The 25,190-nt window shown below is 41.9% G+C and carries 25 protein-coding genes; 17 read left to right on the top strand and 8 right to left on the bottom strand.

Translation table 11 applies throughout. From position 1 onward, the window contains the following. Positions 1-83: 83 nt before the first annotated feature. The 7 genes from ACXAFM_RS03220 to ACXAFM_RS03190 form a co-directional block, all read right to left on the bottom strand. Positions 84-812: a hypothetical protein gene (locus ACXAFM_RS03220; protein ID WP_474833304.1), complete on the bottom strand. Its 729-nt coding sequence runs from the start codon at positions 810-812 to the stop codon at positions 84-86. A gap of 35 nt (positions 813-847) precedes the next feature. Continuing rightward, positions 848-1,567, bottom strand: a complete 720-nt coding sequence (locus ACXAFM_RS03215; RefSeq protein WP_474833301.1) for a hypothetical protein — start codon at positions 1,565-1,567, stop codon at positions 848-850. An 83-nt stretch (positions 1,568-1,650) separates the two neighbouring features. Next, positions 1,651-2,718: a hypothetical protein gene (locus ACXAFM_RS03210; protein ID WP_474833298.1), complete on the bottom strand. Its 1,068-nt coding sequence runs from the start codon at positions 2,716-2,718 to the stop codon at positions 1,651-1,653. A 1-nt stretch (position 2,719) separates the two neighbouring features. Continuing rightward, positions 2,720-3,817 carry a hypothetical protein gene (locus ACXAFM_RS03205; protein ID WP_474833296.1) on the bottom strand — a complete coding sequence of 366 codons (1,098 nt, stop codon included), beginning with the start codon at positions 3,815-3,817 and terminating at the stop codon, positions 2,720-2,722. 40 nt (positions 3,818-3,857) lie between these two features. After that, complete coding sequence (locus ACXAFM_RS03200) at positions 3,858-4,508, bottom strand: hypothetical protein (RefSeq protein WP_474833292.1); 651 nt, start codon at positions 4,506-4,508, stop codon at positions 3,858-3,860. A gap of 12 nt (positions 4,509-4,520) precedes the next feature. Further along, positions 4,521-5,339 (bottom strand): DNA/RNA non-specific endonuclease, encoded by an 819-nt coding sequence (locus ACXAFM_RS03195; protein ID WP_474833289.1) that lies wholly within the window; start codon positions 5,337-5,339, stop codon positions 4,521-4,523. Between the two features lie 228 nt (positions 5,340-5,567). After that, entirely contained in the window at positions 5,568-5,738 is a 171-nt protein-coding gene (locus ACXAFM_RS03190) for a hypothetical protein (protein ID WP_474833287.1), read from the bottom strand. Positions 5,739-6,235: 497 nt separating this feature from the next. Here ACXAFM_RS03190 and ACXAFM_RS03185 point away from each other — a divergent pair, with 497 nt between their 5' ends. From ACXAFM_RS03185 to ACXAFM_RS03175, 3 genes are all read left to right on the top strand, one after another. Beyond that, on the top strand, positions 6,236-6,586 hold the full coding sequence (locus ACXAFM_RS03185; RefSeq protein ID WP_474833283.1) for a hypothetical protein: 351 nt from the start codon (positions 6,236-6,238) through the stop codon (positions 6,584-6,586). A 385-nt stretch (positions 6,587-6,971) separates the two neighbouring features. Beyond that, positions 6,972-8,306, top strand: a complete 1,335-nt coding sequence (locus ACXAFM_RS03180) for an SNIPE associated domain-containing protein (protein WP_474833281.1) — start codon at positions 6,972-6,974, stop codon at positions 8,304-8,306. Then, positions 8,303-9,547 carry an SNIPE associated domain-containing protein gene (locus tag ACXAFM_RS03175; RefSeq protein WP_474833278.1) on the top strand — a complete coding sequence of 415 codons (1,245 nt, stop codon included), beginning with the start codon at positions 8,303-8,305 and terminating at the stop codon, positions 9,545-9,547. Before ACXAFM_RS03180 ends, ACXAFM_RS03175 begins: the two co-directional genes overlap by 4 nt. Before the next feature lie 298 nt (positions 9,548-9,845). On the opposite strand, the gene ACXAFM_RS03170 is transcribed toward ACXAFM_RS03175, so the two are convergent. Beyond that, positions 9,846-10,037 (bottom strand): hypothetical protein, encoded by a 192-nt coding sequence (locus ACXAFM_RS03170; protein WP_474833275.1) that lies wholly within the window; start codon positions 10,035-10,037, stop codon positions 9,846-9,848. Between the two features lie 69 nt (positions 10,038-10,106). Here ACXAFM_RS03170 and ACXAFM_RS03165 point away from each other — a divergent pair, with 69 nt between their 5' ends. The 14 genes from ACXAFM_RS03165 (at position 10,107) to ACXAFM_RS03100 (ending at position 25,190) form a co-directional block, all read left to right on the top strand. Continuing rightward, entirely contained in the window at positions 10,107-11,168 is a 1,062-nt protein-coding gene (locus tag ACXAFM_RS03165; protein WP_474833272.1) for a hypothetical protein, read from the top strand. Positions 11,169-11,585: 417 nt separating this feature from the next. Next, the gene (locus ACXAFM_RS03160; protein ID WP_474833270.1) at positions 11,586-12,866 is read left to right on the top strand and encodes a hypothetical protein; all 1,281 of its coding nucleotides are present in this window, start codon (positions 11,586-11,588) and stop codon (positions 12,864-12,866) included. Between the two features lie 595 nt (positions 12,867-13,461). Further along, positions 13,462-14,235 (top strand): hypothetical protein, encoded by a 774-nt coding sequence (locus ACXAFM_RS03155; RefSeq protein ID WP_474833267.1) that lies wholly within the window; start codon positions 13,462-13,464, stop codon positions 14,233-14,235. Between the two features lie 330 nt (positions 14,236-14,565). Continuing rightward, a complete protein-coding gene (locus ACXAFM_RS03150; RefSeq protein WP_474833264.1) occupies positions 14,566-15,090 on the top strand; it encodes a hypothetical protein in 525 nt (174 codons plus the stop codon). Positions 15,091-15,388: 298 nt separating this feature from the next. Beyond that, complete coding sequence (locus ACXAFM_RS03145) at positions 15,389-15,652, top strand: hypothetical protein (protein ID WP_474833261.1); 264 nt, start codon at positions 15,389-15,391, stop codon at positions 15,650-15,652. Between the two features lie 336 nt (positions 15,653-15,988). Beyond that, the gene (locus tag ACXAFM_RS03140; protein ID WP_474833258.1) at positions 15,989-16,435 is read left to right on the top strand and encodes a hypothetical protein; all 447 of its coding nucleotides are present in this window, start codon (positions 15,989-15,991) and stop codon (positions 16,433-16,435) included. A 2-nt stretch (positions 16,436-16,437) separates the two neighbouring features. Continuing rightward, the gene (locus ACXAFM_RS03135) at positions 16,438-16,809 is read left to right on the top strand and encodes a hypothetical protein (RefSeq protein WP_474833255.1); all 372 of its coding nucleotides are present in this window, start codon (positions 16,438-16,440) and stop codon (positions 16,807-16,809) included. Positions 16,810-17,029: 220 nt separating this feature from the next. Beyond that, the gene (locus ACXAFM_RS03130) at positions 17,030-18,139 is read left to right on the top strand and encodes a PIN domain-containing protein (protein ID WP_474833253.1); all 1,110 of its coding nucleotides are present in this window, start codon (positions 17,030-17,032) and stop codon (positions 18,137-18,139) included. A 294-nt stretch (positions 18,140-18,433) separates the two neighbouring features. Beyond that, positions 18,434-18,919: a Fe-S cluster assembly transcriptional regulator IscR gene (gene iscR / locus ACXAFM_RS03125; RefSeq protein WP_474833250.1), complete on the top strand. Its 486-nt coding sequence runs from the start codon at positions 18,434-18,436 to the stop codon at positions 18,917-18,919. 18 nt (positions 18,920-18,937) lie between these two features. Then, positions 18,938-20,104, top strand: coding sequence for an IscS subfamily cysteine desulfurase (locus tag ACXAFM_RS03120; protein ID WP_474833247.1), 1,167 nt, complete (start codon positions 18,938-18,940; stop codon positions 20,102-20,104). Between the two features lie 417 nt (positions 20,105-20,521). Then, positions 20,522-21,958, top strand: coding sequence for a Fe-S cluster assembly protein SufB (gene sufB, locus ACXAFM_RS03115; protein WP_474833245.1), 1,437 nt, complete (start codon positions 20,522-20,524; stop codon positions 21,956-21,958). A 3-nt stretch (positions 21,959-21,961) separates the two neighbouring features. Beyond that, complete coding sequence (gene sufC, locus ACXAFM_RS03110; protein WP_334059640.1) at positions 21,962-22,723, top strand: Fe-S cluster assembly ATPase SufC; 762 nt, start codon at positions 21,962-21,964, stop codon at positions 22,721-22,723. After that, positions 22,720-23,976 (top strand): Fe-S cluster assembly protein SufD, encoded by a 1,257-nt coding sequence (sufD, locus tag ACXAFM_RS03105; RefSeq protein ID WP_474833241.1) that lies wholly within the window; start codon positions 22,720-22,722, stop codon positions 23,974-23,976. The genes sufC and sufD overlap by 4 nt, the downstream gene beginning before the upstream one ends. Continuing rightward, the gene (locus ACXAFM_RS03100) at positions 23,973-25,190 is read left to right on the top strand and encodes an aminotransferase class V-fold PLP-dependent enzyme (protein ID WP_474833239.1); all 1,218 of its coding nucleotides are present in this window, start codon (positions 23,973-23,975) and stop codon (positions 25,188-25,190) included. The genes sufD and ACXAFM_RS03100 overlap by 4 nt, the downstream gene beginning before the upstream one ends.

Genomic DNA, 25,190 nt, shown 5'->3' with positions numbered 1-25,190 from the left:
TATCTGCCGATGAAGTTAAACCAAAGTTTCTGGACAAAAGTGTCATAAAAGAACTGAGCAGCGGCACATAAGCCTTATCTAGCTTATAATACTTTTTTATTTAGGCTAAATTCACTTGGTTTACAAGGTTTTGCTGATTTTTCAGCTTCCTCAAAAATCCCGACTAGCGCCTTCACTAACTTTGGTTCTCGCGTAAAAAAAGCTTGCTCTGCTATATCACTGTGATTTGGAATAACGAAAATGGCTCTTAAATCATCGAAAATCCAACACATAACATTTGGGAAATCGTTGGGTTCGATTGTGTTAAACACATCACTGTGCATTTTTTGGTTTAACATATTTACCAAATCAGAATCTCGCTTGAAAAGGTGGTTCATCAAATCTTTATTCGATAAGCCTGCTGGAAGCTTACTAAATGCAATGTATTCTGATTTAAGTTCTGGATTTTTCGAGATGTAATGCGTCACTTGAGATAAATCTTTCCCAGTTTGAAATTTCGGCGAGTTAACAATTACCTTAGCCTCTATACCAGCTGTTTCATCAAGACATTTATTTGTGAGCGCGACTTTATACTTAGTAAATAGTCTTGGAGCTGAAAACGATCCATAGGCTGGTGAATCCACTACTATTTTTATAGTTTTTCTCGCCTTTTTTATTTCAGTAACAATATCTGAGATATGAGCGGGGAAGGATCCAATGTATTTTGTGCTTAAATCATTTCGAAGGTCTCGTGCTGAATTAAAAGCATACCAGATTCCGCCAATCGATATAATAACTGAGACTAGTCCTAAACCTAGTGAAAAGAGCTCCATTTGTTATCCTTTTATGAGATGTATGTGAACGCAAATCAACATTGTTGGATCCCCAATTTAGAACGTATCTCATCAATTTTTTCTTGATTAACAGTCATCAATTGTTGCTGTTGTGGCTGAGTTATGCAAAAGTCTTCTCTCTCCATAGATGTTCTCAGGCTGACCTTGTGTTCTTTGAACTCCGTGAAATTATCAAAATCAAGGTCCAAACCTTCTGGCAGGAGCGTGCAAGTTTCATAAGAGCCTTTGTGAATAATTTTGGCTGCGATCTCTCGATTGTTTTCTGAGGACTTCTTTCGCACTGACGAATATACCGAGACATCTGAAGCCCAAGGAGCTATGAAAAAGGAGAACTGATAAGGCTGTTTTTCTTTTGGTTTGATGATCGGATAGAAGGCCATCGATTGAGAACCTTCCCCGAGTAACGGAAAAACACCAAATTGAGCGGAGTCTGCAAAGTCTATGGAGCCTAATACTTCATCTGGCACTATTTCATATGAGGGTTGCAAATCCCTCACAGTAACGTAGAGCTCTGAGTCATTATCGTAGTGTTTATCTGCGTTACCCACATTCGAGATAGTTGCATAAATGCGTAAAAACGTTCTTGAGTCATCGAGCATGAACGCTTCACATTTGGTGTCTATCACGATAGAAGGCTGTGTTGTTATGATAAATTCAATGACGGCCCAAAAACCTGCAATAACAAGGGCAAATGAGACAACAATATTGTGAAACTTTTGATGGTTTTGCATCATTCGCCACATTCTTTTTATTGAGGTAAATAAGTTCAGGGAACGCAAATTCATTATCTAAATTTCCGAACAAAGTCAAAAAATAGCTACTTCACATAAGCTTTATACTTGTCTTTCTTATCGCTGAACCAGTCCATTAATTCAATACTGACGTAAATGCTGTTTTCTCCGCCTCCTCGGTTAGCAAATCCAAAGCTGAGCGTGTTATTTACATGAAACATCAATCCATGGCCTATGCTTTTTCCATCCTGTCGGTCTGCATAAACAGACGTTATAGAAATACCCCAAGGGATCTTATCATCCCACCGATTAAAGCCTAACCATTCAACGGCAAGCCCAAGCTCGTCTCGGTCCCCCCTCGATGAATCAGAGAAATGATCGACAACAACACTTGGGCGAAGTAAGAAATATTGGGCACTTGGTGGTGGTACTAATGTTTTCCCATCAGAAAGCTCATCGCGATAAATCCAAGATGTGAACATAATATCTAACGGTGTTTGAAATCGAGACTCATCACTGAACTTTGTCCAGTCATCTCGAATTTGTCTTACATTTGAGAGTGTTTCGTCCGAGTAGTGCTTCTTTATGTAGCTATTTTGAATAGTGGTGACACGGTCGATATCAGCAAAAAACGATTTGCAGTTTTCGTACCCGTAATCAGAGCATGCTTGTTCCATGTCTTGTGTTGGATTTTTAATACCAATTCGGCTTCGTTCTGGCCCATGAAAGCCGAATCTTTGACCAGACGAATATGCAGCGGTTAGCTCAAATAGTCTTGTATCCAGTTCAGAATTTTCATTGTACTCGACTAATCTGTTTTGAAAGACTTCGTTCTTAGACCAAGCTTCAATGGCCATTGTTACATCTGGGAACACATTAGGGTCAAAGGCTTTCTCGTAAAAATCGACTAAAGAATCACGCGAGCCATCTGACTTGTTCCCAGTAAGATATTCAAAGTCTGTCAGCGCTCTCAACTCATCACTTTTAAGTGATTGACATGTATCGCGAGCGAAAGAAACTACGTCCAGATAGAGTGGAATGAGTATTTCTTTAGGTCTGGTAAATTCCTCATTGCAATCTAACTTACTGGTATCAGCACTCACTGAAAACTGAATGCTGAGCATGGTTAACAGCAAAAAAATTGAACGACTCATATCATCCTTTCCCTTTTCCGTCTTTCATTATGTCGTACGCTTTTTTGATAAGCTCATACAACTCAATTATCTTAGTCACTGCCGTCAAAAGTGTTGCCGTGTTACCTGTTTGCTTGGCAAGTTCTCGCATAGCAGCTTTAACTTCGTCTAACGCATCTGAGATTGGACCGCTAACCGTCGTTTTTTTGTATTTTTTCTTAGCTTCCTGCATTTGCGAAGTGGAAAAATTGAGTGTTGAAAATTGTGATAAAAAGACTCCACCAACCTCAGGATCGGCTAGATACTCAACCAAGCTATGTGGGTTGAATGGAAAATCACCATCGCCTAGGTCTCGTATTTCGTTTGTACGAATTAAGTCTCCCCATTGTGGGTCAAGGGCGAAGCGTTTAAATACAGTGAAAGGGTCGTATTGGTTATAGACAGGGTAAAACTGGTAGCTCATTCCCTCAAATTGTGGATAGTCATCATCTCTTGCAATAGAGTGATTTGGATCTTCAAGCCTTGTCAATAACTGCGTCATACGAGAGACATTGGCTATCGTCCACAAACCAGATATGGGGTAATTCGTGAATTTTATTTTGGTACCAGTATCAGGCTCATCACGCTTGGCATATAGTTTAGTAATAGAGTCATGTAATACCGCAGTACCCAAACTATGCCCGAGTAAGATGACTTCACGAAGATTTTCAGGGTCATCTCTAGCCTCTTTTACGGTAGCCAGAATGGTCTCAATGCATCTTGATAGTATTGTTTCTCTAAGTGTCCCTAGCAAGCAGTATGTCACTACGTCAAGCCAATGGGTATAAAGAAAACTACCGTCATTCAGTTTGCTTTGAAGCGCATAAATTTTTTGAACAATTACTGGACCTGCTCCAATAAAGTCGGAAATGGCTTTCGCTTCATCACTCCACTCCTTGCGGACTTCGTCCAAATAGTCGGAATAATTGAACTCTCGAAACTCAAATTCATTATCAGCATCGAAAGAGTCTTCATCAAAAAAACTGCAACACTCTGTGAGTCCCTTTTTGATTTCATCTGTTATATTGCCGGGTTTATGAGTTCCCATACCGTGAATTGCTAAAACAATCGGCTTTTCCATATTTTATCCTAGAGTATTCGGTACTACTTTGGTTTAAAAACTACGTCTTAGACGGGTTAATACTGCTCTCAACAAATTTAGTTACGCTATTCCAGCCTTCAGATCCCCCAGCGACAATCCACGCCGAAATGACAACACATAGCCCATCAAACAACGCACGATGAAGACCTTCAGATTGAGTGCCAATAAACAAAGTGTCATCAACAAAGGGGGAGAAAGCGTTAAGACAGCCAAGCGCTGAAAGCACCCCCCCCATCAATACAGAAATCCTAAGCAATGTTGTTCGTGTTTCTTGTTTAAAATCTTGTAGCTCAGCACGTTTTGCTAGTACCTGCGAGTCCAGTGATTCTATGTCTCTAATTAAGGTTTGGTAGTCAGCGTTTGCGGTGACATTAGGTAATTGCTTTGCCAGTTCTTCTTTCTCTGTGATTTTCCGGTCTCGCTTCGCAGAGAGCTCTTCGATATGACTTATTAGCTTCTGTCGAAGTGGTTTTCTCAATGTGGAGTTGTAAGATTCAAGAACTCGCTCAATGACGATAATGACAAAAGTGATATAAATCATGTTGGCGAGAATGACGTTTTCGGAAATCTGATAGAGATTGATTTTAAATATCGATGCGCCCATCAAACTTGCTATACCACCGAACACAAACAAGGCCAGACTGATTCCCCAAAAGTTTTTCATGTTCATTGACCCATCCCTCTATCCGTTTCTTGAGTGGCATTTACGGTTAATAGACAACCGTACAGATTGAGCATTCTCGGGTAGCTCACGATTGAGAAGCTCAATTACAGGCTTGTAAGTGTCAACTTCCAAATTTAATAGTGTCAGCAAGTCCACTTTTGATAACGTATTTTCCGTTAAAGATTGATATGCACCTTCGACCGAGTTTTCGAATATCCATGCCGTATAGAAAGTTTGATTTTGTTCATCCAAAAACTTAATTAGCTTCCAAAACCTATCTGGTGTTTTGACTAATCCGTGGCTAGCGATAAAGTGGTCATTATCAGAATTGTTGCCAACAATGACACCAGAGTAGACGGTTGTTCGTCGATATTCTTCTCTATAACACTCTGTTAGCCTCTCACTTTTTCTCCATGCGCCATGTCGATTCAAAGAGGCGACTTGAGGCACAAGGTTTGTCATAAAGTTAGTTTCAAGCGCAGCTGCTTTATCATTGTCGAGATGATCGATTGCTGTTAGGTGCCCCACGTCAAATCCCGATTCGACGGGATTATAATTTTTGTCTGACGTTTGCTGACAGTTAAGTGCAGCTGCACTGGGGTCTATTTTATAATTTCGACTTGACGTATCTGCGTCACCCACGTCCTTCGTAAGTCCTACCCAAGACACCAATGGTAAATTAAAAGGACAGTAATTGATTGTCTTGTAAAACGTGTAATTGCATTGAACGAAGTCCTTGCTGCCATCACTCAGTAACTCGCAAGCTGGAACAGCAAAAGATTTAACGGAAGTTAAATTGAGTAAGAATAAGAAAAGAATGACTTTCTTAAAATTCATCGTCTGCGTCCCTGTAAGCGAGTTGGTTATTATTTGACCTGATTTTTCTGTAAGTCAAGCGTTTCATCAAAAATATTGGATGAAAAGTGAACAGGTTGTGCGCAATAGCTAAAAACTCGATGTTACCTCTATGGGTAACGAGCTAATGATTGGCTACATGCTCTTACAACAAAAACTCTTTGTTTTGAATACTGAAAACGATACAAAAAAGGTAGTGCCAAATTTTGGTCAGTAGTGCTCTTGGGCATCCCGTAGTAACTTCACAGCTGTTTGAATGGAAACGACAACATCGTCGTGAGGTATTGAAAATTCATTTTCTATTGGCTGCTGCAATGCAACCAGATTGCTCAAAAGTACTTCTGCTTGCTCTATCAAAATCTGTTTTCTACTGACTGTCATTTTTTAATCCTATTAACTCTTGTTTTCAAAAAGGATAAAAAACGTGCTCAAAGAATACTACTGTACCTGATGTTAGATTTTGCAAATCAACGTTTCTTTACACAAAAGCGGCAATGCAAAGGAAAGTTTCAAGTGCTTTAACGCGGCTCTGATTTTGCTCAATAAAATAATGCCGCACTATATCTACATAAGTCAGTTTGGTAATAGTGAAATGCATTACATGACGTGAGAATGATTATGTAATCGATGATTGTGTTGAGGCAAATATGAACACACTTTTTTCGTGGCTAGGTCGTACGGACGTAGATAAAATGAGCCAATGAGTGCCTACTCGGGAAAGCTGGTCAAGTTTTGCACCTATACATTAATCCAGAAGAGCAAGAGATTTGCTTGATGAATCAAAATGTCTTACGCGCTTTACAGGATAGATTTTGCGAAGGAATACATATTTTTCGAGCAATTTAGTCTAGCGGCTATACTTCATAAATATTGTTTTTTTGGCAGAAGACAAATTGAGCTTACAAAACAGACATCAAATCGACAGATTCATTGCTTCGCTGGGAATCAGTGAAATTGAGTTTCATGAGGCCCTCGGTGTGAGTGACTACGAGGTTAAAAGTCGAACTGAAATCTTGAGAAATAAAAAGGTAAACGCTGTCGCTGAATTACTATCAAGCGTAGAGCAGTGGTTTGATTGCCCAAATGATTTATGGAGATGGTTTGTCTCAAGTTCCATCTCTGGTTTTGGTGGAAAAGCTCCAGCCGAGATTGTCCGAGAACATAGCTCTGATGGGATTGATGCGCTTTTGTTATTTGTTAAGTCTAAACAGTTAGGTGGTTTTGAATAAAATTACCGATATGTTATTGCATTTGTCCTTCAGAGTGAACTTTTTTTGGGACTAACACGGGCAGAATTAGACAAACAGGATGAGGGGACCGTTATCGATGCCATCAAAAATTTTATAGATGCCAAAAAGGCAGGCGGCTTTGCGTAGTTTCATTTAGTCACTCATTAAAATCTAGCTACCCAATTACCAAGCATTTATGGTGCGTACCTTCTTCGTGCAAAAAGCTGCTATCCGCTCACTACCTATCAAAAGGCGCAAAAAAACAGATAGCGGTTGCTCTTCATGGTTTTCTGATATTGCAAACGAAGCCTATGTCGTGTCTGATAAGCTGGTGGTAATTCAGTCAGCATGCACAGATTTTTTGCAAGGCTAAGGAGAGCAGCGTTTGAGCGATTTAATTCCAGCTATTTTTTTCGTGAGTGGCTTTCTAGTCATTACCTTTCTTACATATGGCTTCATAAAGCGGAGAAAATACCGCACCCGTCTTGAGTACATAGAGTCGCGACGACGATTGCTAAACAACAAATCGATAGATGAAGTACTTTCCCAAAAGAAAGAGCAAATAGCTGCATTCTCTGAAAAAGTAGCCACGGGCCAACTTTTTCTATCAAAGTTGAACGCTTTGCTGAAGGAGTACAAAAGAAAAGTAAAGCGCATCAATGTAGGGCTATCACCACCCACCTTTAGCTTTGATGATAGTGAAACACTGAAAAACAACGTGAACGCAAGCCGCGAAAAGCAGTATGAATGTATCAGTGCTGGCGGGGCTACTCAGTCTCATACTAATTGGGAGTGGTTTGGCAGCCGAGCAGACGGTCAGCAAATGGTAGAGGGGTATCGATTATTACTGCTCAAAGCTTTTAACGCGGAGTTTGAAGTAATCCGCCGACAAATGCGTGCGTCAACCTTTGAAAAAGCTGGCGAGAAGTTAATTAAGTTGGCGGAACAGTTAGCTAGATTGGGCGAGACAACAGGTGTTCACATTTCCGGTGAATACATAAAACTGAAAGTGGAGGAGCTACAACATTGGAATGCTGAACTGGCTCATCGTGAGGAGCTGAAGCAGGAGCAAAAGAAACAGCGTGCTTTGCTGCGTGAACAGCAGAAACAAGCCGGTACCGATATCGAACATTTGGACGATGAAATCGCAGAGCGGGACAGTGAGCTATTTAAGGCCAGAAAGAGAGCGGAACAATTGGCTGGTGGCGAACGCGTCAAACTGGAAAAACAAATAGAAAAAATCAAAGCTGAAAAAGCACGCCTCGAAGAGAAGTTTTTTCGAGCTACCTCCCAAGCTCAAATTACCCGAGCCGGTTATATTTATGTAATTTCCAATCAAGGGAGTTTTGGTGAGAGAGTCGTGAAGATTGGTATGACTCGTCGTCTGGAACCAATGGATCGTGTCACGGAGTTAGGAGATGCGTCAGTCCCGTTCCGCTTTGATGTCCATGCGCTCGCCTTCGTTGAAGACGCACCAAAGATAGAGAGGGCCTTGCACGACAAATTTCATGAGCAACGCGTCAACACGGAAAATGTGCGAAAAGAGTTTTTCCGTGTTGACCCGGAAGCTGTCAAAGCCGCTATGGAATCGTTTGGCATAGATACCGACTGGTACATGACCGCAGAGGCTAGAGAATACAATGAGTCGTTGCTGATGCGTAAAGCATTACAACAAGCCAAAACGAAATCGGAAGAAATGGAATTACCGGAGGCGATATGATGGAGGAGATGTACCTAATTACAATTGCTGCTCTACTAGTGAGCGCTACGTTTGGTTTCGCCTTTTACTACCACAGTAAAGCGGCATCACTTCGTGCTACAGCGAATGACTTTCAAGCACAGTTCGTTGATGTCGATGCGGCAGAACAAGAAATGGAGGCAGTAAAAATGGAATATTCTTTATTACAACGACATTACAGTGCATCAAAAAAAGAATTGGAGGAGAGCAAGGCCATAATTAACCAACACGAGCTAGGGGTAGGAACAGTAGATGAAAAGCTAGTCAAAATAAGCCACTCTATTGACGATATTGAAAAGCTTGAAGGCCAGTTGTTAAAGATAAAAGAAAGTACGAAGGGCATGGTTAGAAACAAAGATGCGTGTATTTGCACAATGGGTGATGATTTTGTTGTGAATGGAAAAAGGGCTGGCGCCAAAAAGCTCTTTAATAGAGAAATCAAGCTGCGCTTAAGGTGCTTCGACAACGAAGTAAAAGCCGCCATTGCGTTAGCGGACTGGAACAATATCGACAGACTCAATGAACGTGTGAAAAAAGCGTTTTCAGATATCAATAAAAGTGGAGACTTGGTAAAAACTTTTATTACCACCGACTATCTCACTACTAAGTTACGAGAATTAAACCTGACTTTTGAAATCGCCCAGTTAAAGTCGCTAAAAAAGGAAGAGGAGCGGGAGGCGCGTCGCCTAGAGCGAGAAGCTCAAAGAGAGGAGGCCAAAATAAAAGCGGCGGCGGAGAAAGCACAAAAAGACAGGGCACGCATGGAGAGATTAGTTGCGCAGGAGCTGGCCAAGCTAGACAAGTTGACAGATGAGCAGCGTGATGAACTTAAAGCGCACCAGCAGGAGTTGGAGGCACTACGTGCTAAAGAGCAGCGGGCGATGTCCATGGCGCAGCAAACAAGAGCGGGTTTTGTTTACGTCATATCAAATGCTAATTCTTTCAGTGAAAGGATGGTCAAAGTGGGCATGACGCGTCGGGCTGAACCAAATCAACGAGTAAGAGAACTGGGGGATGCGTCTGTCCCTGATACGTTTGATGTTCATGCGTTCTTCTATTGTGAAGATGCACCACGGTTAGAGTCAGACATTCATAACCAACTAGAACAGCAGCGCGTGAATTTGGTGAATCGACGTAAAGAGTTTTTCGCTGTCGAGCCAGAGCATGTAATTGAACTGATACAAGAACATGACCTAGATACAACATTAATTGCGCAAGGTTGAATTTATGAAGAGCCAATAACTTTATAAAGTACATATCAGTCTCTCTTAAGCTATTCCGCCCTAGCGGCCCGTTTAGTGGTGTTAGCGCTTAAGGGATTGAATGGCGGCTAAGTGTCCAGACTGTGTGAAAACTCTTTTCGCCGATGTAACTAAGTGATCCTACGTGAAAAACAGAAAAACTTGGTGCGAATGCACGGTCAGATTTCAACGTAGCTCGCGTGTTTTCGTCAATTTTCAGCGAAAAGTTGTCTCTAATATAGTTTTCACACAGCCTGTGTCAACAGCTGCCGTTGGTACTTTATCTCGCGGGCGGCTGTTTCTCAGTACCATTATCATGCAAAATGCGGCGATACCGTTGAGCCACCACAAGTCCTTGGTCAGCAGCCTTTTGATACCAAGCAAAGGCTTGTCTATCATCTTTATGCGTGACCGCGCCTTCAAAATACATAGAACCAAGGCTAAATTGTGCCTCTGTATGCTGGATTTTCATGATTTCGCGATAATGTGTAGAGATTATGTTAGTTTCTGGAGGTCAAGGGAAAAGAGGGAATACGTATAAATGGATCATCGAAAAGTTAATAATGTAGGCTATAAGAAAATTTACCCTATGTCTTTTAGTGGCGACGATACCTTCTGTCAATATTGTGGCCGTTCGGCATCTGCCAATCTAGCTCTTCATTGGGATCACGTGCCTGCATTAAATGTAAAAATCCCAGAAGAGTATGGTATTGCGTTTGACGTAAAGCGGACACTAGTAAGAGCATGTTCGGAGTGTAATCTGCTTGCATCAGACATTCCTCATTTGGATTATCTAGAACGACATTTGTGGCTTAAAGCGAGATACATGAGGCGATACAAGTCGGTATTAGTGAACTCAGAAATCTCTGATCGTAATACTGACAATCATTTAAAAGAATCTTCTACCAAACCATCATTAGAAAGGCTGCTATCTATGCTTGGGTTTGGAATAAAAGACCCTGATCTAATAAAGTCCCCCATATTAAAAGTTAAAAATAAACCTTCAAAACGCATTATAGCGAATCTGCTTTTAGAACATCTGACTTTCTCTCCACACGACATAGATGATGAGACTGAGGACCAGCAAGAATTGGATATAGTCAAAACAATTGATGTTCAAGAAAATATCCCATCTTTTGACTTTTTTGTTAGCCTCGTCGCGTCAGAATTTGAAATAGGTGAACAAATATCAAACGATATTATGTTTATTTCTTGGTTGAGGAAATACCCAACGCGTGCCGCCGCAATGGACTTATTTGAAGAAGATGTTGAAAAGTATAATATTGATTGGAAAAAGCTAAAAGAAGAAGTAAGAAAGGAATTAGACAGAGAAGGTGTAGTAGGGGGGAACATTCAGTCTTATAAGGAAGCTTTAAAGATAATTGAACCTATGATTACACGCACTATGGTGTTCAATGAGACTTACATAAGTTTCCCGAACTTTATTTTATTAAGTCAGACTTTAAGCCTAGATCTTTTCTCTTATAGAAAACTTCGCTCCGCGCTGTGCAAGGACGATTTAGATGTTCATTTACCTTTCAACCCGGAGAAGGAATTTAAAAATTTCTCTTGGGATGTTTGCTGGCTCGAGAGTTATTACTGAAATAACCAATGTCCGCTCTGTGCCAAAGCTGGCTTTTATCGTCCAGTAGAGCAATGGCAGTAAAGTACGTTGAGCGGACATTGGACATAACTTTTGCGCTACTCCGCTTCAGACAAGGACGTTTAACAATCTGCTTGGAATGGTTTTTCTAGACCTCTTCACTTGTGGCGCGTGTTATAAATATACACCTTGTTATTATCGGAACTAGACACCGGAATGCTTAATAAAAGTCTAATTACAGCGCTAGTTATTGATCAAATTACCGTCTGATAAATACGTATTACCTGATTCTAGCAGGTCTATAGCTGAAGATATTATTAATTAGTACATAGGACGTTTATAATCAAAGCAAGATATGGAAGTTTCCACAAGCGAAATAAATCAGGGCAATAATATTCAAAAAACATAGGTGCGCACATGAGTCATAGGATCATCAATAATGTTGGTTATAAAAAGATCTACCCTATGTCGGAAGGCAAGGATGATACTTTTTGTCATTATTGTGGCCGGGAAGCGAGGGTAGGATTGGGTTTACAGTGGGATCATGTTCCTGCACTAAATTGCGCCATTCCGGAAGATCATCAGCACATAACTAAAACGTTGGTAAGGGCATGCTCTGAATGCAATTTACTTGCATCAGATATTCCTCATCTTGATTACTTAGAACGTCATTACTGGCTTAAATCAAAGTATTTGGACCGTTATAAAAAACTCTTACTGGATGATACTGACATTGAAAATGTCAGAAATACCGGTGATTCATTTATGGATGGATATTTAAATAATCAAAACTTTCTGTATTTCGAGTTACTAAAAGCAGTAGGTTTTGGTGTTGTTAATATCAGCCAAATTGATTCGCCAGTATTATCTTTAAAGTGTCGTTCAGGACGCACAATTGAGGAGGTACTGATTGATTACCTTTTTGGTGCACCAAATGTCATCAAGGACGAATGGAGTGATGATGAGGAAGGGAGTGTTTATCTTATCTATGAGGACTATATTGCTTACTTGTCAGAATCCATGAAAAAAGAGAGTTTAATCACTGAAGATCGAGTAAAAGAATATTCAAGAACTAACAGTGTAAATACTCCAGAAAACCCAACACGTTATTATCAAGTATCATGGGCGACCATTACCCGTGCAGTTATGGCTACCGCTAATAATGGCAATGAACCGCGTTCCAAGAGTGAAGAACCTACCAAAACAAAGCCCTATGAAGAACAGGAAATTCTTATTTCAGATGATATTGAAATAAGTCTCAATCGTTTTACTTCTGTGATGGCTGAAATGCTATATATATTAGGCAAGGAAGTTAAGTTGGATGATGGAGCTTATGCAAGCATATTAAAGAGACAAAAAAAGATGGGTGTTAAAGTTCCTCGACACCCAACCAAATATTTTGGTTCAAATTGGAAAATGCTGAATGATTATATTCAAGGTAAGTTTAATCAAAAGATGCTAGCGGATAGAAATAAGTCTTATATTCAACGCGTCATTAATGGTGAGGTAGGTTCTGCCAAAAACATTGATAAATATCATTCTGGGCAGGTGAAGACATCAGAAACACCTCCCTCAACAAAATTGAAAGCGGTAAAGACTCAAAGAAAAGCGCCGCTCAATCGAAAGGAAAATACGGATAGTATAGAGAATGTGTTAAAAAACTATAAGGCACTGCGCGAACAAGACAACAAAAATTGAGATGCACGGGTTCATATGCATACTTACAACCTCGAATATTGAGTTGAAACAAAATTAGTTACAGTCTCCGGGCGACTATTACTAATAGCTGATGAGAGCGTAAAGCGGTAATCATCTAATTACTCATGCGCAATGTTCGTATGCAACGAGCACATAACATAAGTTATTTTAATTCAAATAAAGTAGGTTGAATGATCATATTTATTACAAATGCGCCGTTTTTATACCTGCTTGTGAGCGGCAGCTTTTGGCACAACTCGGAAGTTTAAGCGTAAAAACTGAAGGTCCGCTCCTTGTCTCAAGGTACTGATGACGCTGTGGGGCTGAAACGTGCGTGTTCCGGACATAAGCTCCATGAGAAGATGGCGTCATCAATGAGCGAATATCTGCCCGTGTCGAGGTTCTCCACGCGTTCCTGCAAAAGCATTGGGGCGAGGCCACTCCAACTGATTACCACCCTACGAAGTCTCTAGTCGACTAGGGGCTTATTACCACACCTCGACAATTTAGTTGGTCCGCCGTGGCGAGAGTGATGGTTCGCAGAAAAACGCGCAAATTGCGCTGTATTAAATTGTTATGCATAAAGGATTAAGCAATGGAGTCGATTCCACCATACGAAGGAAAGCCTACTGTTTATCTTGATCAAAATGTTTTAGATTTTTTTACTAAACAAGGATTAGGCGAGTTCGGGCAAATACTTATAAATGATTATCAAGTATTGTACTCAGATGAAACGCTCAAAGAAATTCGTCGCTCTAAAGGTTTTGAAGAAAGCTTCCTTAACGTGCTTAAGGAGCTTAAAGCTAACTATTTAAAACTAATCGTTGAGCAACCTCACTTTACAATTACGGACAAGGCGACAATAAGCATACGCGATCCTTTTGATGTATATAAAGAGTATTGTGAAAATAGTGACGATGGTGTCGACATGGAACATGCAATGCAGCAATGGTTGTTCAAATTTTCTGGAGGAAGAAAAGGCGATAGTTTAAATGATATTCATAACGAACAAATCTCCGTATTCTCGGATCTAATGGATTCAATAATGGAAAACTCTGATGAGTTACCCGAAGAAGCCCGAAGACAATTACAAATCTATACTAAGAAAATGACGTCTCTGTACAAAGTAACGTTAGAAAAAACTGAAAGCATGATACTTGAGAACATTGAAGATGATAAAAATTGGGATGGTATTAAAGATTTTCGTTCACAGGTTGGAATTGGTCCCAAACAACTTAGTAATATTAAACCGCCAAATGTACTTGTCAAAATTTTTGATAAATTAAGAGCACTTCAAGCTTATAGCCGAGTAAACATGGATATAGATGACTTTTTTCAACTAAAAAAGAATCCTATTTATCCAGAGTAGTCATATTTTAAGCACCAAAAAGTGACGGGCATTTATAATATGCTAAACACTTTGGGGTATTATCCAGATTCAAAAGTACACAAAGAAAGACGGTTCATTGCAGCAACGAGTGATAATAGTCATGCATCAATAGCATCATTTTGTAATATTCTCTTATCCAACGATGAGCATTTTATTAAAAAGGTAAATGCTGCTTATGAGTACCTTGATATACCCACACTAGCGAAACATGTGGAATTCAATTATGCATAACAAGTCATTTCAGCAGGACAAAAAACAGCTGTTTTATTGCCTCTGAATGAGGCGTTATATTTTTAAAGGACTTTCGTAGTGGATTCTAGTAAGTTAAAAAGAGTGGCGATGGTAGCCAAGGAGTTTTCAAGGCAACGGTTTTGTTGGCTTGAATCGTTAAAGTACGAAGATGCAGAGGGAACTCTGCCCATTCTGATATGCAATAACTTCTTTGACATTGCGTTACTTAATTGGGCTCATTTGTTTGGCAATAAAAAGGACGATCTTCACTTTAGAAATGTTTTAAGCAATCCTGACAGCTTCAAGTCTAAGATTATGGATAGACTATATATGACTGATGCAGATTGGGATTCTCACTGGAAGTCGTTAAAGGACTTCAGAGATTTTCGCGTGGCACACATTGATCCAATTGATAGTGTTACTGTTCCAGACTTAAAGATTGCTTATGAGTGTATCGCTGAATATTACGAAATTGCTATTGCCGAGCTAAAAACGCAAGGTCAGTATTTTTTTGGTGATGATACTCTTCAAGATTTTGTTGAAAAGAATGCTGATTATTACACTAGAGATCTATCTAAGGTGTTTGATTCACTCAAAATATAGCAAGGCAATATTGTTCGGCGCTATCGCGCCCGGACTTGCTGACGCTCGCCGAAAATTGCGGCGTTGACCGTCTCCTGTTTGTCTCAAGATGCCCCCATACTGTGGGACTGAAAAGTACGTGAAGCGGAAGTTGGTTCATCTGATTTTTAATTACATAATGCTATTACTTAAAACGATGTTCGGGCCTAGTTTGCCACTATAAACGCGTAAAAGGCCTTATACTCAAGTATTAAATAAAAACTACTTATAAAAATAAATAGTTACAAACTGAGCTAAATTATTTAAAGGAATATTATCAATGAATATTGAGGAAGGTTTTAGACGTATCATTTGGGTCATATCAAGAGTAGGCCCACTCATACTAATCTTATGGTATGTCGGCTTCAGCATCGCAATGATACTGTTTAACGGCGGATGGGATAGATATGTAGATGATGTAAATAACAGCATAGACGAGGTTGCTGGATTTCTAATAGCTCCCGTACTTTTATATATAATACCTCCGTTAATGATGAAAATGTTTGTTTGGATCATTGATGGGTTTAAGCAAAAAAATGATTAATAATCTCACCTAGTAATGGTTTACTCACCAAATTTTCGGCGTCTCGGTGTCCACGCGTTCTTCGTGTTAATCTACTGTTCTTGAAGATGGAAGTTTATTGAGTGAAAGTCCATTTTACGCACAAATGCTTCATTCCTATCACTCAATCTGGCCGTCCGCATGTTGTCTATTGGTGCCTGTCAGCTTTCGTGGTTAGGCGGCTCCGTACTTAATGCGGACGCCTTATATTCTTTCCTCTAAAAACACAGATTATGGTTTTTCAGGGAAAACGAGTGTTACTATGAAGTCTCAGTAATAAGCTGTTATGTTTTTCGAGAGCACAAAGGAATCAAATAAATGCCTGATTGGCTGACAGATATAAACAAGTTGGGATCGATAAGTTCAATAGCAGGGCTTATTGTTACCGTATTCTTGTTTCTTGAGGCGAGAAAAATAAGAAATTCCTTTCTGCGCAGAGTAAGACTGCCTGAGGTAAATAAAGAACTCACAAAGGTTACTTCTGAAATCTCAGAAAGTTTAAAAAAATGGGATACAGACAAGACACCAGCGCTAGAGACATTTTCGAAGGTAAAAGCGCTGCTTGAGAATATTAGCCCCAAGCTGCCTTCTGATGAAAAGCGCAAAGTAGAGAATTATCTTATTAGACTTCAACCCAAAAAATACTTAATCATTAAAAGCTCAATATCTGAGCTAAATGAAGATTCTGCATGGGAGCTATACACCGAGTTGAGTGGACTCGTCACTTCTCTTCAGCAGTTGGCAAAAGATTCTAAGTGGGACTGACTATGAGCACTGAAAGTAAAACTGCACAATTAATCACAAAGCTTATTAGAGAAACAGCAAAGGGCAATGTCCAGTGGAAAGTCTATGATGCACCAAGAGCTTTAAATCATGATACCGAGCAATCGGTTCCGCTGTACCTTCAAACTGAATACAAAGGTAAAAACTTGGGGGTATATGACGTACGCATCAAGAGTTTCTATGATGAGCATGATTTCTATTGGTCAGAGAGCATAGGCTTTTGCATTGTTGATGGTTACGGCCGCGTTGTTTGGGAGGTAAACGAATATTCTCCCGCATTACTAGATTTATTTAACACAGCTAGAGAGCAGGCTTCTGGAATAGACGATATTTTGGATGACTTGCTTGGAGACTAAACATAACAAACAAAGGCAGCAGACAGCTAAAGCTGCGCTCTCCTTTGGGCGTTGACCGTCCGCACTTTGTCTATTGATGCCCGTCAACTATTCTTGTGGGGCGGCAACGTACAGCAGACATTTGGCCTTCCCCCTGAAAACACAAATTATGGTTTTTCAGGGGAAACGGATGTTACTATGAAGTCTCAGTAATAAGCTGTTACGTTTCAAGGAGGCATGAGTGCCAGAAGAATTAGAAACAAGATATGTGTTTGTTGATACCTCAATGTATGAGAGCAAGAACTATCAGTTTCACCAGCACGCACTCGGCAGGTTCAAAGATTTATGTAATGAGCACAAGCTCTACTTATTAATTAGCCCTGTAGTTGACGGTGAAATAATTTCCCATCTTACTGAGAAAGCCCATGAAGCTGCAAAGCATGTCAAAGAGTTTAAGAAGACAATCAAGATTCTTAGGAACCTTCCTGAACTAAAGCACCATGGAATCTTCGATGAATTAACAAAAAATGATACTGAACGGCTTCTCTTAGAAAAGTATGAAGAATTTAAAGATGAAGCTGTTTACGAGTGGGTGGATATTGACCTTGCTAAACCATCGGTCGTCACTAATCATTATTTCCAGAAAACGCCTCCATTTAGTGACAAGAAAAAAGATGAATTCCCAGATGCCTTAATGCTCATTTCCTTACTAGAGTGGGCAAAGCAAAAGCACACTCGCGTTTACATTTTGAGTAACGATGGGGACATGGTTAGCTTCTGTAATACCTCTGGAGGTTGGCTCGAGGCAGTCTCAGACCTAGACGGTTTTATTAGCTTAGTCCTTAATAATGAAGAAGAGCTCAAAGATCTAGCAAAATTCGCGACAGAAAGATTCGGTGAGTGCTTAGGTGAGATAAAAAGTAGCCTTGAAGAAAGTATTAATGATATCGAATATTCGACATCAGGCTATGATATTGACGATGAGGTTACTGATGTTAATGCATTGGATTTAGAGATAGTTGATACCAATATTATTAAGGCAGATAGAGAGTACGCAGAGTTTTCGTTAACCGTAAAGTTTACGGTCGAAGCTTGGCATAGGTTGACTGATTACGATCGCTCAATCTGGGACTCCGAAGATAAGAAATATATCTTTACGGCTCAAACGAGCAGGAAAGTTCGAGATACAGTTACTTGTAAAGCTTATGCATGGATAGACTTCGAGGATGGTTTAGCTGTCAATACAGTACTAAACGAAGTATATATTGAAGATTCTTATATAGAGCTAGACCCAGATAATGGAGACATAATTGATACGCAAGAGCATGAGCTTTTTGATGAACAAGCGTAACAAGCGCATGTTATCGGACTGGTTTTCCGCTGCGCTCCAAGTCAGCCGCAAATGCAGGCGATAAACGTCCGTTGTTTGGCTATACTAGCCGCTTTGTTAGAAAAAATACGAAGCTTAAAAAATCACCATAGTTAGATGCCACGTCCATTCTGCTTGTGCATTCCAGACTCGTTAGAAACCATTCCAGCTTTGGAATGGAAACTACAATACCTGACTAATCTACTAGGTCTTATACTTGACCATTTTAGTCGGGTATGTGAGAATTCCCGCACTACAAAACGGCGGGAGAATCCAATGAAACTCACTTCTAAAGGGCGCTATGCGGTTACCGCAATGCTTGATGTCGCTTTGCATTCAAAGCGTGGTCCAGTGCCTCTTGCCGACATTTCAGAACGACAAGAAATTTCTTTATCTTACCTTGAACAGCTGTTTTCTCGATTGCGTAAAGAACAACTGGTAGACAGTGTTCGCGGGCCCGGTGGCGGTTATTTGCTGGGCCGGGAAGCAAGTGATATTGCGATAGGCGAAGTTATTCGCGCCGTCGACGAGTCTATTGATGCGACACGCTGCCAAGGACAAGCAGACTGCCAAGGCGGTGATCGCTGTCTCACGCATAGCTTATGGCAAGACTTAAGTGACCGAATTGCTGCATTTTTAAATTCAATCACCCTAGGCGAATTAATGGCAAAACGCGATGTGCAAGAGGTGGCTGGTCGTCAGGACGGTAACACATCACTTCGTCATATCACCAAAGATATCGAAGTCAGCATCCAACTTTAAATTGGTATTGAGCAACACATGGCTTTATCAACACCCATTTACTTAGATTACGCAGCAACAACACCAGTAGACCCAAATGTGGCCGAGGCAATGGCAAAATGCCTAACAATGGATGGCAACTTTGGTAACCCGGCTTCTCGTAGCTACCGCTTCGGCTGGATGGCAGAAGAAGCGGTAGATGTTGCAAGAAATCAAATTAGCGACGCGCTGAATTGCGACCCCAGAGAGATTGTTTTTACCTCAGGCGCAACTGAGTCAAACAACCTTGCTATTAAGGGTATTGCCCAAGGTTATGCCGACAAAGGCAAGCATATTATTACAGTAAACACCGAGCACAAAGCGGTATTGGATACCTGTGAATACTTAGAAAAGCAGGGCTTTGATGTTACCTATCTTGAAGTACAGTCAAACGGGTTAATTGATTTAAACGCGCTCGAAAATGCGCTGCGCGACGACACTATCTTAGTATCGGTCATGCACGTGAACAACGAGTTAGGCGTTATCCAAGACATCGAAGCCATTGGACAACTTTGTCGCGACAAGGGCGTGTTTTTTCACGTAGATGGCGCGCAGAGTGTTGGCAAGATAGCGATTGATTTGGCAGAGCTTCCGGTAGATTTACTGTCTATATCCGCCCATAAGATTTATGGTCCGAAAGGAATGGGGGCCTTATATGTGCGTCGTCGCCCTAAAATCAATTTGGTGGCACAGATTCATGGCGGTGGACACGAGCGCGGCATGCGTTCAGGTACCTTAGCCACCCATCAAATTGTGGGAATGGGTGAAGCCATTGCAATGGCGTCGTCAAAAATGGAAGAGGACAGTGCGCGCATATTAAAGCTGCGTGAATCGCTGTGGCAGGGCCTTCAACAACTTGATGATATCTATTTAAACGGGCATGCCACTCAGCGTATTCCAGGCATTCTAAATGTGAGCTTCGCGGGTGTAGATGGCGAAAGCTTGATGATGGGGCTAAACGACATTGCTGTATCTTCAGGCTCGGCGTGTACGTCAGCGAGTTTAGAACCCTCATATGTGCTAAAAGCCATTGGCCGCAGTAATGAGCTGGCTCATGCAGGTATACGTTTTAGCGTTGGGCGTTTTACGACCCAAGAAGACGTTGATTACGTAGTAGAAAAAGTGGTTGATGTAACCATGCGACTGCGAAAAGCGGTCGTTGCTTAAACGCTGAATTTTGCGTTTGGAAATGGGGTTTAGTTTAAGCGTAAGTATTCATTTTTCTAGGACGCTGAATACGCTTTTCGTAAAAGCATTCTGTGAGTGTAGTGAGTGTGGACGAAAATTAATGAATAGTTAACGCGAAATAAGCGTTAAGTAACGTTTAAAACCCCCTAGTAGCCATAAATTAGTGGCTGAATATTTGAGTGAAATAGTCGGGTATTATATACTACGGCACCAAAAATTTTAGGCTGTCCGCATGTAACTGGCAGTTTCAACAATTTTGTGGGGGATAAACCCAACTAAATAAAGTTGTTGAAGTTGAAGATTTACTTAAATTACCAAGACCGTGGGGTAATTTATTCGCCGGTTGAGTAGAAAGAATAGTGGCAGCAAATGCAGGCAAACAAGTGAGATCCCAACATGAGTGAACAGATCGAACAGGCGTTAGAAAGAAAGTATGATGCAGGTTTCTATTCAGAAATCGAATCAGAAACGTTTGAAAGCGGCCTGGACGAGTCGGTTATCCGCCGCATATCAGCAATGAAAAACGAGCCTGAATGGATGCTTGAATGGCGTTTGAAGTCTTATCATGCATGGCTAGAAATGGAAGAGCCAGATTGGGCGCATGTCGACTATCCAAAAATCGATTATCAGGCCATTTCTTATTACTCGGCACCAAAGAGTATGAAAGACAAGCCTAAGTCGCTAGATGAAGTGGATCCTGAGCTACTTCGTACCTATGAAAAATTGGGTATTCCACTGCATGAGCAGGAGATGCTGGCAGGCGTTGCGGTAGATGCAGTATTCGATTCTGTATCGGTTGTTACGACGTTCCGCGAAAAGCTTGAAGAAGCGGGTGTTATTTTCTGCCCAATTTCTGAAGCAGTTCAGAAATATCCAGACCTTGTTAAAAAATACATTGGCTCGGTAGTGCCGCGCACAGACAACTATTTTGCTGCGCTTAATAGCGCCGTATTTACTGATGGTTCATTTGTTTATATTCCAAAAGGCACACGTTGCCCAATGGAGCTTTCTACTTATTTCCGAATAAACGAAATGAACACGGGTCAGTTCGAGCGTACCTTGATTGTTGCTGATGAAGGCAGCTACGTAAGCTACCTTGAAGGTTGTACTGCTCCGCAACGCGATGAGAACCAGCTGCACGCGGCAGTGGTAGAGCTTGTTGCGATGGACGATGCCCAAATTAAGTACTCAACGGTACAAAACTGGTATCCAGGCGACGAGAACGGTAAAGGCGGTATCTACAACTTCGTGACTAAACGTGGTGTAGCACATACCAATGCAAAAATATCTTGGACACAGGTTGAAACCGGCTCTGCGGTTACGTGGAAGTACCCAAGCTGTGTACTTAAAGGCGACAACAGTGTAGGTGAATTCTACTCAGTAGCGCTAACTCGCGGTCGTCAGCAGGCTGATACCGGTACTAAGATGATTCACGTGGGTAAAAATACTAAGTCGACCATCATCTCTAAAGGTATTTCAGCGGGTAACAGCAATAACGCCTATCGTGGTTTAGTCCAAATGGGCCCGCGTGCAGACGGTGCACGTAACTTCACCGAGTGTGACTCGTTACTTATCGGTGATAAATGTGGTGCTCACACATTCCCGTATATCGAAAGCCGTAACCCTTCCGCTATTGTTGAGCACGAAGCAACAACATCGAAGGTGAGCGACGAACAATTATTTTTGTGTCAGCAACGTGGTTTAGACACAGAGAAAGCCGTTTCTATGATCGTTAACGGTTTCTGTAAAGAAGTATTCAAAGAGCTGCCAATGGAATTTGCCGTAGAAGCCGGCAAGCTGCTCGAAATTAGTCTTGAAGGTTCAGTGGGGTAATCAATGCTTAGTATCAAGAATTTACATGCCAGCGTGGAAGAGAAAAACATCATTAAAGGTCTTAACCTTGAAGTTAAACCTGGTGAAGTACACGCTATCATGGGCCCCAACGGAGCCGGTAAAAGTACACTAGGTTACGTGCTATCTGGCCGTGACGGTTATGAAGTTAGCGAAGGCGAAGCGTCGCTAAACGGCAAAGACTTGCTTGAACTTGAAGTGGAAGAGCGTGCTCGTGAAGGTCTTTTCCTTGCGTTCCAATACCCAGTTGAAATTCCTGGTGTAAGCAATATGGAATTCATGAAAGAGTCGGTAAACGCTATGCGCGAAGAGCGTGGCGAAGAGCCACTATCGGCTGCTGAGTTCCTTAAAAAAGCTAAAGAAGCCTGTAAGCAAGTTCAGCTTCCACTAGACTTCCTAAAGCGTGGTGTGAACGAAGGTTTCTCTGGTGGTGAGAAGAAGCGTAACGAAATCATGCAAATGATTTTGTTAGAGCCAAAGCTTTGCATTCTAGATGAATCTGATTCAGGTCTTGACGTTGATGCATTGCAGGTTGTTGCTGATGGCGTTAACAGCCAACGCGACGGCGAGCGTAGTTTCATCGTGGTGACCCACTATCAGCGTCTTCTTGACTACATTAAGCCTGACTTTGTGCACATTCTTGCTGACGGCAAAATCGTGAAAAGCGGCGACGCTTCACTTGCACTAGAAGTAGAGAAGAGCGGTTATGCATTTTTAGGTAAGGCGTACGAGGAGGCTGAGGCATGAGTCAATGGCTAGAACAGGTCATTGATAGCGCACAGCGCGACGATTATCTATCGCCCGTGCGTCAACAGGCCTTAACACAGTTAAAAGCTGACGGCTGGCCAGCGCGCAGAAGCGAGAGCTGGCGTTTTACGCCGCTCACGCCTGTAGAAAAGCGTGAAGCGAAACAAGCTGTTCAAGCAGACAGCCTGCCAGTTCCAGCAATAGAAAACTTGAATGCTATCGACTTGATTTTTGTTGATGGTGTATTGGTAACGCAAGTAAACACCTTGAACGTGCCTGCTGGCATGACAATTACGTCGCTCAATACCGATGATTCGTCTACGCAGCAAGCGATCAGCAGTGTTTACGGTCAAGTTAAGCCAACCCGTCATATGTTTGGTTTGGTTAACGACGCGCTTTGCCAACACGGTATATTTATCAGTGTTGAAGCAGGCGTAAAAATCGACACGCCGGTACGCATCGTGAACATGGCTTCACAAAATGTAGACGCTCATACACGCGTGGTAGTGAAGGTGGCAGAAGGCGCAAGTGCTACTGTTATCGAGCAAGGTTTTGGCGATACGGAAAGTTTAACCACAGCGTTTGCTGAATATGACCTTGCTGATGATGCACACCTAGAGCACTATCGTTTTGCCATGTTTACTGGCAAAGCCAAGCAGTTAGGCGGCAGCCACTTTAAGCTTCATAACCGCACTACGCTTAACAGCACTATGGTGGGCTATGGCAGTGAGTTATCTCGTTTAGACGTAGATATTCACCACGCAGGTGAGTTCGCTGACGCGAAAATGAACGCTATTTATCTTCTTGCAGAAGGTGAGCTATTCGACCTTCACTCAACCATTGAGCACGCGATGCCTAATGGTACAACAGAAGAAAACGCGCGCGGGATAGTAGGCGATAAAGCACGTGCCGTGTTCAATGGTCGCATTCATATTCATCGTGACGCGCAAAAAACACTTGCTGAGCTTAACAACCGCAATCTATTGCTATCTCGCCGAGGCGTCATTAACACCAAGCCTGAACTAGAGATTTATGCTGACGACGTGAAATGTGCCCATGGTGCGACTGTGGCAGAGATTGAAGAAGAAGCGCTGTATTACATGCTTACTCGTGGTATTTCGCGTAGTAAAGCACTAGTTATGCTGAACTTCGGTTTTATCCAAGAGCTTATCAACGATGTGCCAAACGTAGCAGTACGTGAGTGGCTTGCGCCTATCTTGAGCGAGCGTTTTGCCCAGATGGAGGTGAAATGAGTTTAGACGTTGCAGCACTTCGTGCCCAGTTTCCTATTTTATCGAAAACGGTAGACGGCAAACCGCTAGTATACCTCGATAACGCGGCAACAACACAAAAACCACAGGCGGTGATTGACGCCTTGGTAGATTTTTACACGGGTACGAACGCAAACGTGCACCGCGGAGCGCATCATTTATCCGATGAAGCCACGCGCCGCTACGAAAATGCACGTACCAGCGTTGCTACGTTTATTAACGCTAACGTTCGCGAAGAAGTCATTTGGACTGCCGGTACCACTGAAGCTATTAATATTGTCGCTAATGGTTTAAGTCAGCTACTTACTGAAGGCGATGAAGTGATGGTGACCGAGTTGGAGCACCACGCTAACTTAGTGACTTGGCAGCAAGCTTGCCGCCGCTCGGGGGCAACGTTAAACGTTGTGCCTATTTTCGATAGTGGTGAGCTTGATGTTGAAGCGTTCGACAGATTGCTATCTGAAAACACTAAGCTGGTGGCTTTTCCTCATGTATCTAATGCGTTAGGCACGGTTAATCCAATTAAGACACTTACCCAAAAAGCGAAAGCAGTTGGCGCATGGGTGCTAGTCGATGGTGCTCAGGGCATTGCTCACGGCGGCGTTGACGTACAAGATATTGGTTGTGATTTTTACGCGTTTTCAGGGCACAAACTTTTCGGGCCAACGGGTATAGGCTGCTTGTGGGGCAAAAAAGAGGTGCTAGAAACCTGGCCGGTATGGCAGGTTGGCGGCGAGATGATAAAAGATGTCACGTACCATGAAGCTACATGGGGCGCGTTGCCAAATCGCTTAGAAGCCGGTACGCCAAACATTGCAGGTGCCATTGGTATGGGCGCTGCGGTAGATTGGTTTAGTGCCCTTGATGTAAAAGCATTACACGAGCACGAGCAGAAGCTACTTGCCTACGCTACCGAGCAAGCAGAAGCGCTTGACGGCATGCGTATCATCGGTACTGCTCCTAATAAAGTAGGGGTGCTGAGCTTCCTACTTGAAGGTGCGCACCCTGCGGACGTAGGCTTTATTCTGGATAGACAAGGCGTGGCAATTCGTACCGGCGATAACTGTGCACAACCGCTAATGAAACGCTTTGGTATTCCGGGTACTGCCCGTGCGTCGTTCTCAATTTATAATACGCTTGAAGAAGTGGACAGCTTATTTGCTGCGCTTAAGAAAGCAAAAATGATGTTGGCCTAA

The sequence above is a fragment of the Alteromonas sp. ABD4_190 genome (assembly GCF_056160105.1).
The sequence above is the reverse complement of the archived record's forward strand: the minus strand, read 5'-3'. Positions and strand labels throughout refer to the sequence as shown.

Bases quoted from the DNA above. Each gene is read 5' to 3' on its own strand.
- ACXAFM_RS03195 (WP_474833289.1), bottom strand. From the start codon at position 5,339: ATGAATTTTAAGAAAGTCATTCTTTTCTTATTCTTACTCAATTTAACT.
- sufD (WP_474833241.1), top strand. From the start codon at position 22,720: ATGAGTCAATGGCTAGAACAGGTCATTGATAGCGCACAGCGCGACGAT.
- ACXAFM_RS03175 (WP_474833278.1), top strand. From the start codon at position 8,303: ATGATGGAGGAGATGTACCTAATTACAATTGCTGCTCTACTAGTGAGC.
- ACXAFM_RS03135 (WP_474833255.1), top strand. From the start codon at position 16,438: ATGAGCACTGAAAGTAAAACTGCACAATTAATCACAAAGCTTATTAGA.
- ACXAFM_RS03100 (WP_474833239.1), top strand. From the start codon at position 23,973: ATGAGTTTAGACGTTGCAGCACTTCGTGCCCAGTTTCCTATTTTATCG.
- ACXAFM_RS03170 (WP_474833275.1), bottom strand. From the start codon at position 10,037: ATGAAAATCCAGCATACAGAGGCACAATTTAGCCTTGGTTCTATGTAT.
- ACXAFM_RS03215 (WP_474833301.1), bottom strand. From the start codon at position 1,567: ATGATGCAAAACCATCAAAAGTTTCACAATATTGTTGTCTCATTTGCC.
- ACXAFM_RS03205 (WP_474833296.1), bottom strand. From the start codon at position 3,817: ATGGAAAAGCCGATTGTTTTAGCAATTCACGGTATGGGAACTCATAAA.
- ACXAFM_RS03120 (WP_474833247.1), top strand. From the start codon at position 18,938: ATGGCTTTATCAACACCCATTTACTTAGATTACGCAGCAACAACACCA.
- ACXAFM_RS03145 (WP_474833261.1), top strand. From the start codon at position 15,389: ATGAATATTGAGGAAGGTTTTAGACGTATCATTTGGGTCATATCAAGA.
- ACXAFM_RS03220 (WP_474833304.1), bottom strand. From the start codon at position 812: ATGGAGCTCTTTTCACTAGGTTTAGGACTAGTCTCAGTTATTATATCG.
- ACXAFM_RS03200 (WP_474833292.1), bottom strand. From the start codon at position 4,508: ATGAACATGAAAAACTTTTGGGGAATCAGTCTGGCCTTGTTTGTGTTC.
- ACXAFM_RS03155 (WP_474833267.1), top strand. From the start codon at position 13,462: ATGGAGTCGATTCCACCATACGAAGGAAAGCCTACTGTTTATCTTGAT.
- ACXAFM_RS03140 (WP_474833258.1), top strand. From the start codon at position 15,989: ATGCCTGATTGGCTGACAGATATAAACAAGTTGGGATCGATAAGTTCA.
- ACXAFM_RS03190 (WP_474833287.1), bottom strand. From the start codon at position 5,738: ATGACAGTCAGTAGAAAACAGATTTTGATAGAGCAAGCAGAAGTACTT.
- iscR (WP_474833250.1), top strand. From the start codon at position 18,434: ATGAAACTCACTTCTAAAGGGCGCTATGCGGTTACCGCAATGCTTGAT.
- ACXAFM_RS03160 (WP_474833270.1), top strand. From the start codon at position 11,586: ATGAGTCATAGGATCATCAATAATGTTGGTTATAAAAAGATCTACCCT.
- sufC (WP_334059640.1), top strand. From the start codon at position 21,962: ATGCTTAGTATCAAGAATTTACATGCCAGCGTGGAAGAGAAAAACATC.
- ACXAFM_RS03210 (WP_474833298.1), bottom strand. From the start codon at position 2,718: ATGAGTCGTTCAATTTTTTTGCTGTTAACCATGCTCAGCATTCAGTTT.
- sufB (WP_474833245.1), top strand. From the start codon at position 20,522: ATGAGTGAACAGATCGAACAGGCGTTAGAAAGAAAGTATGATGCAGGT.
- ACXAFM_RS03165 (WP_474833272.1), top strand. From the start codon at position 10,107: ATGGATCATCGAAAAGTTAATAATGTAGGCTATAAGAAAATTTACCCT.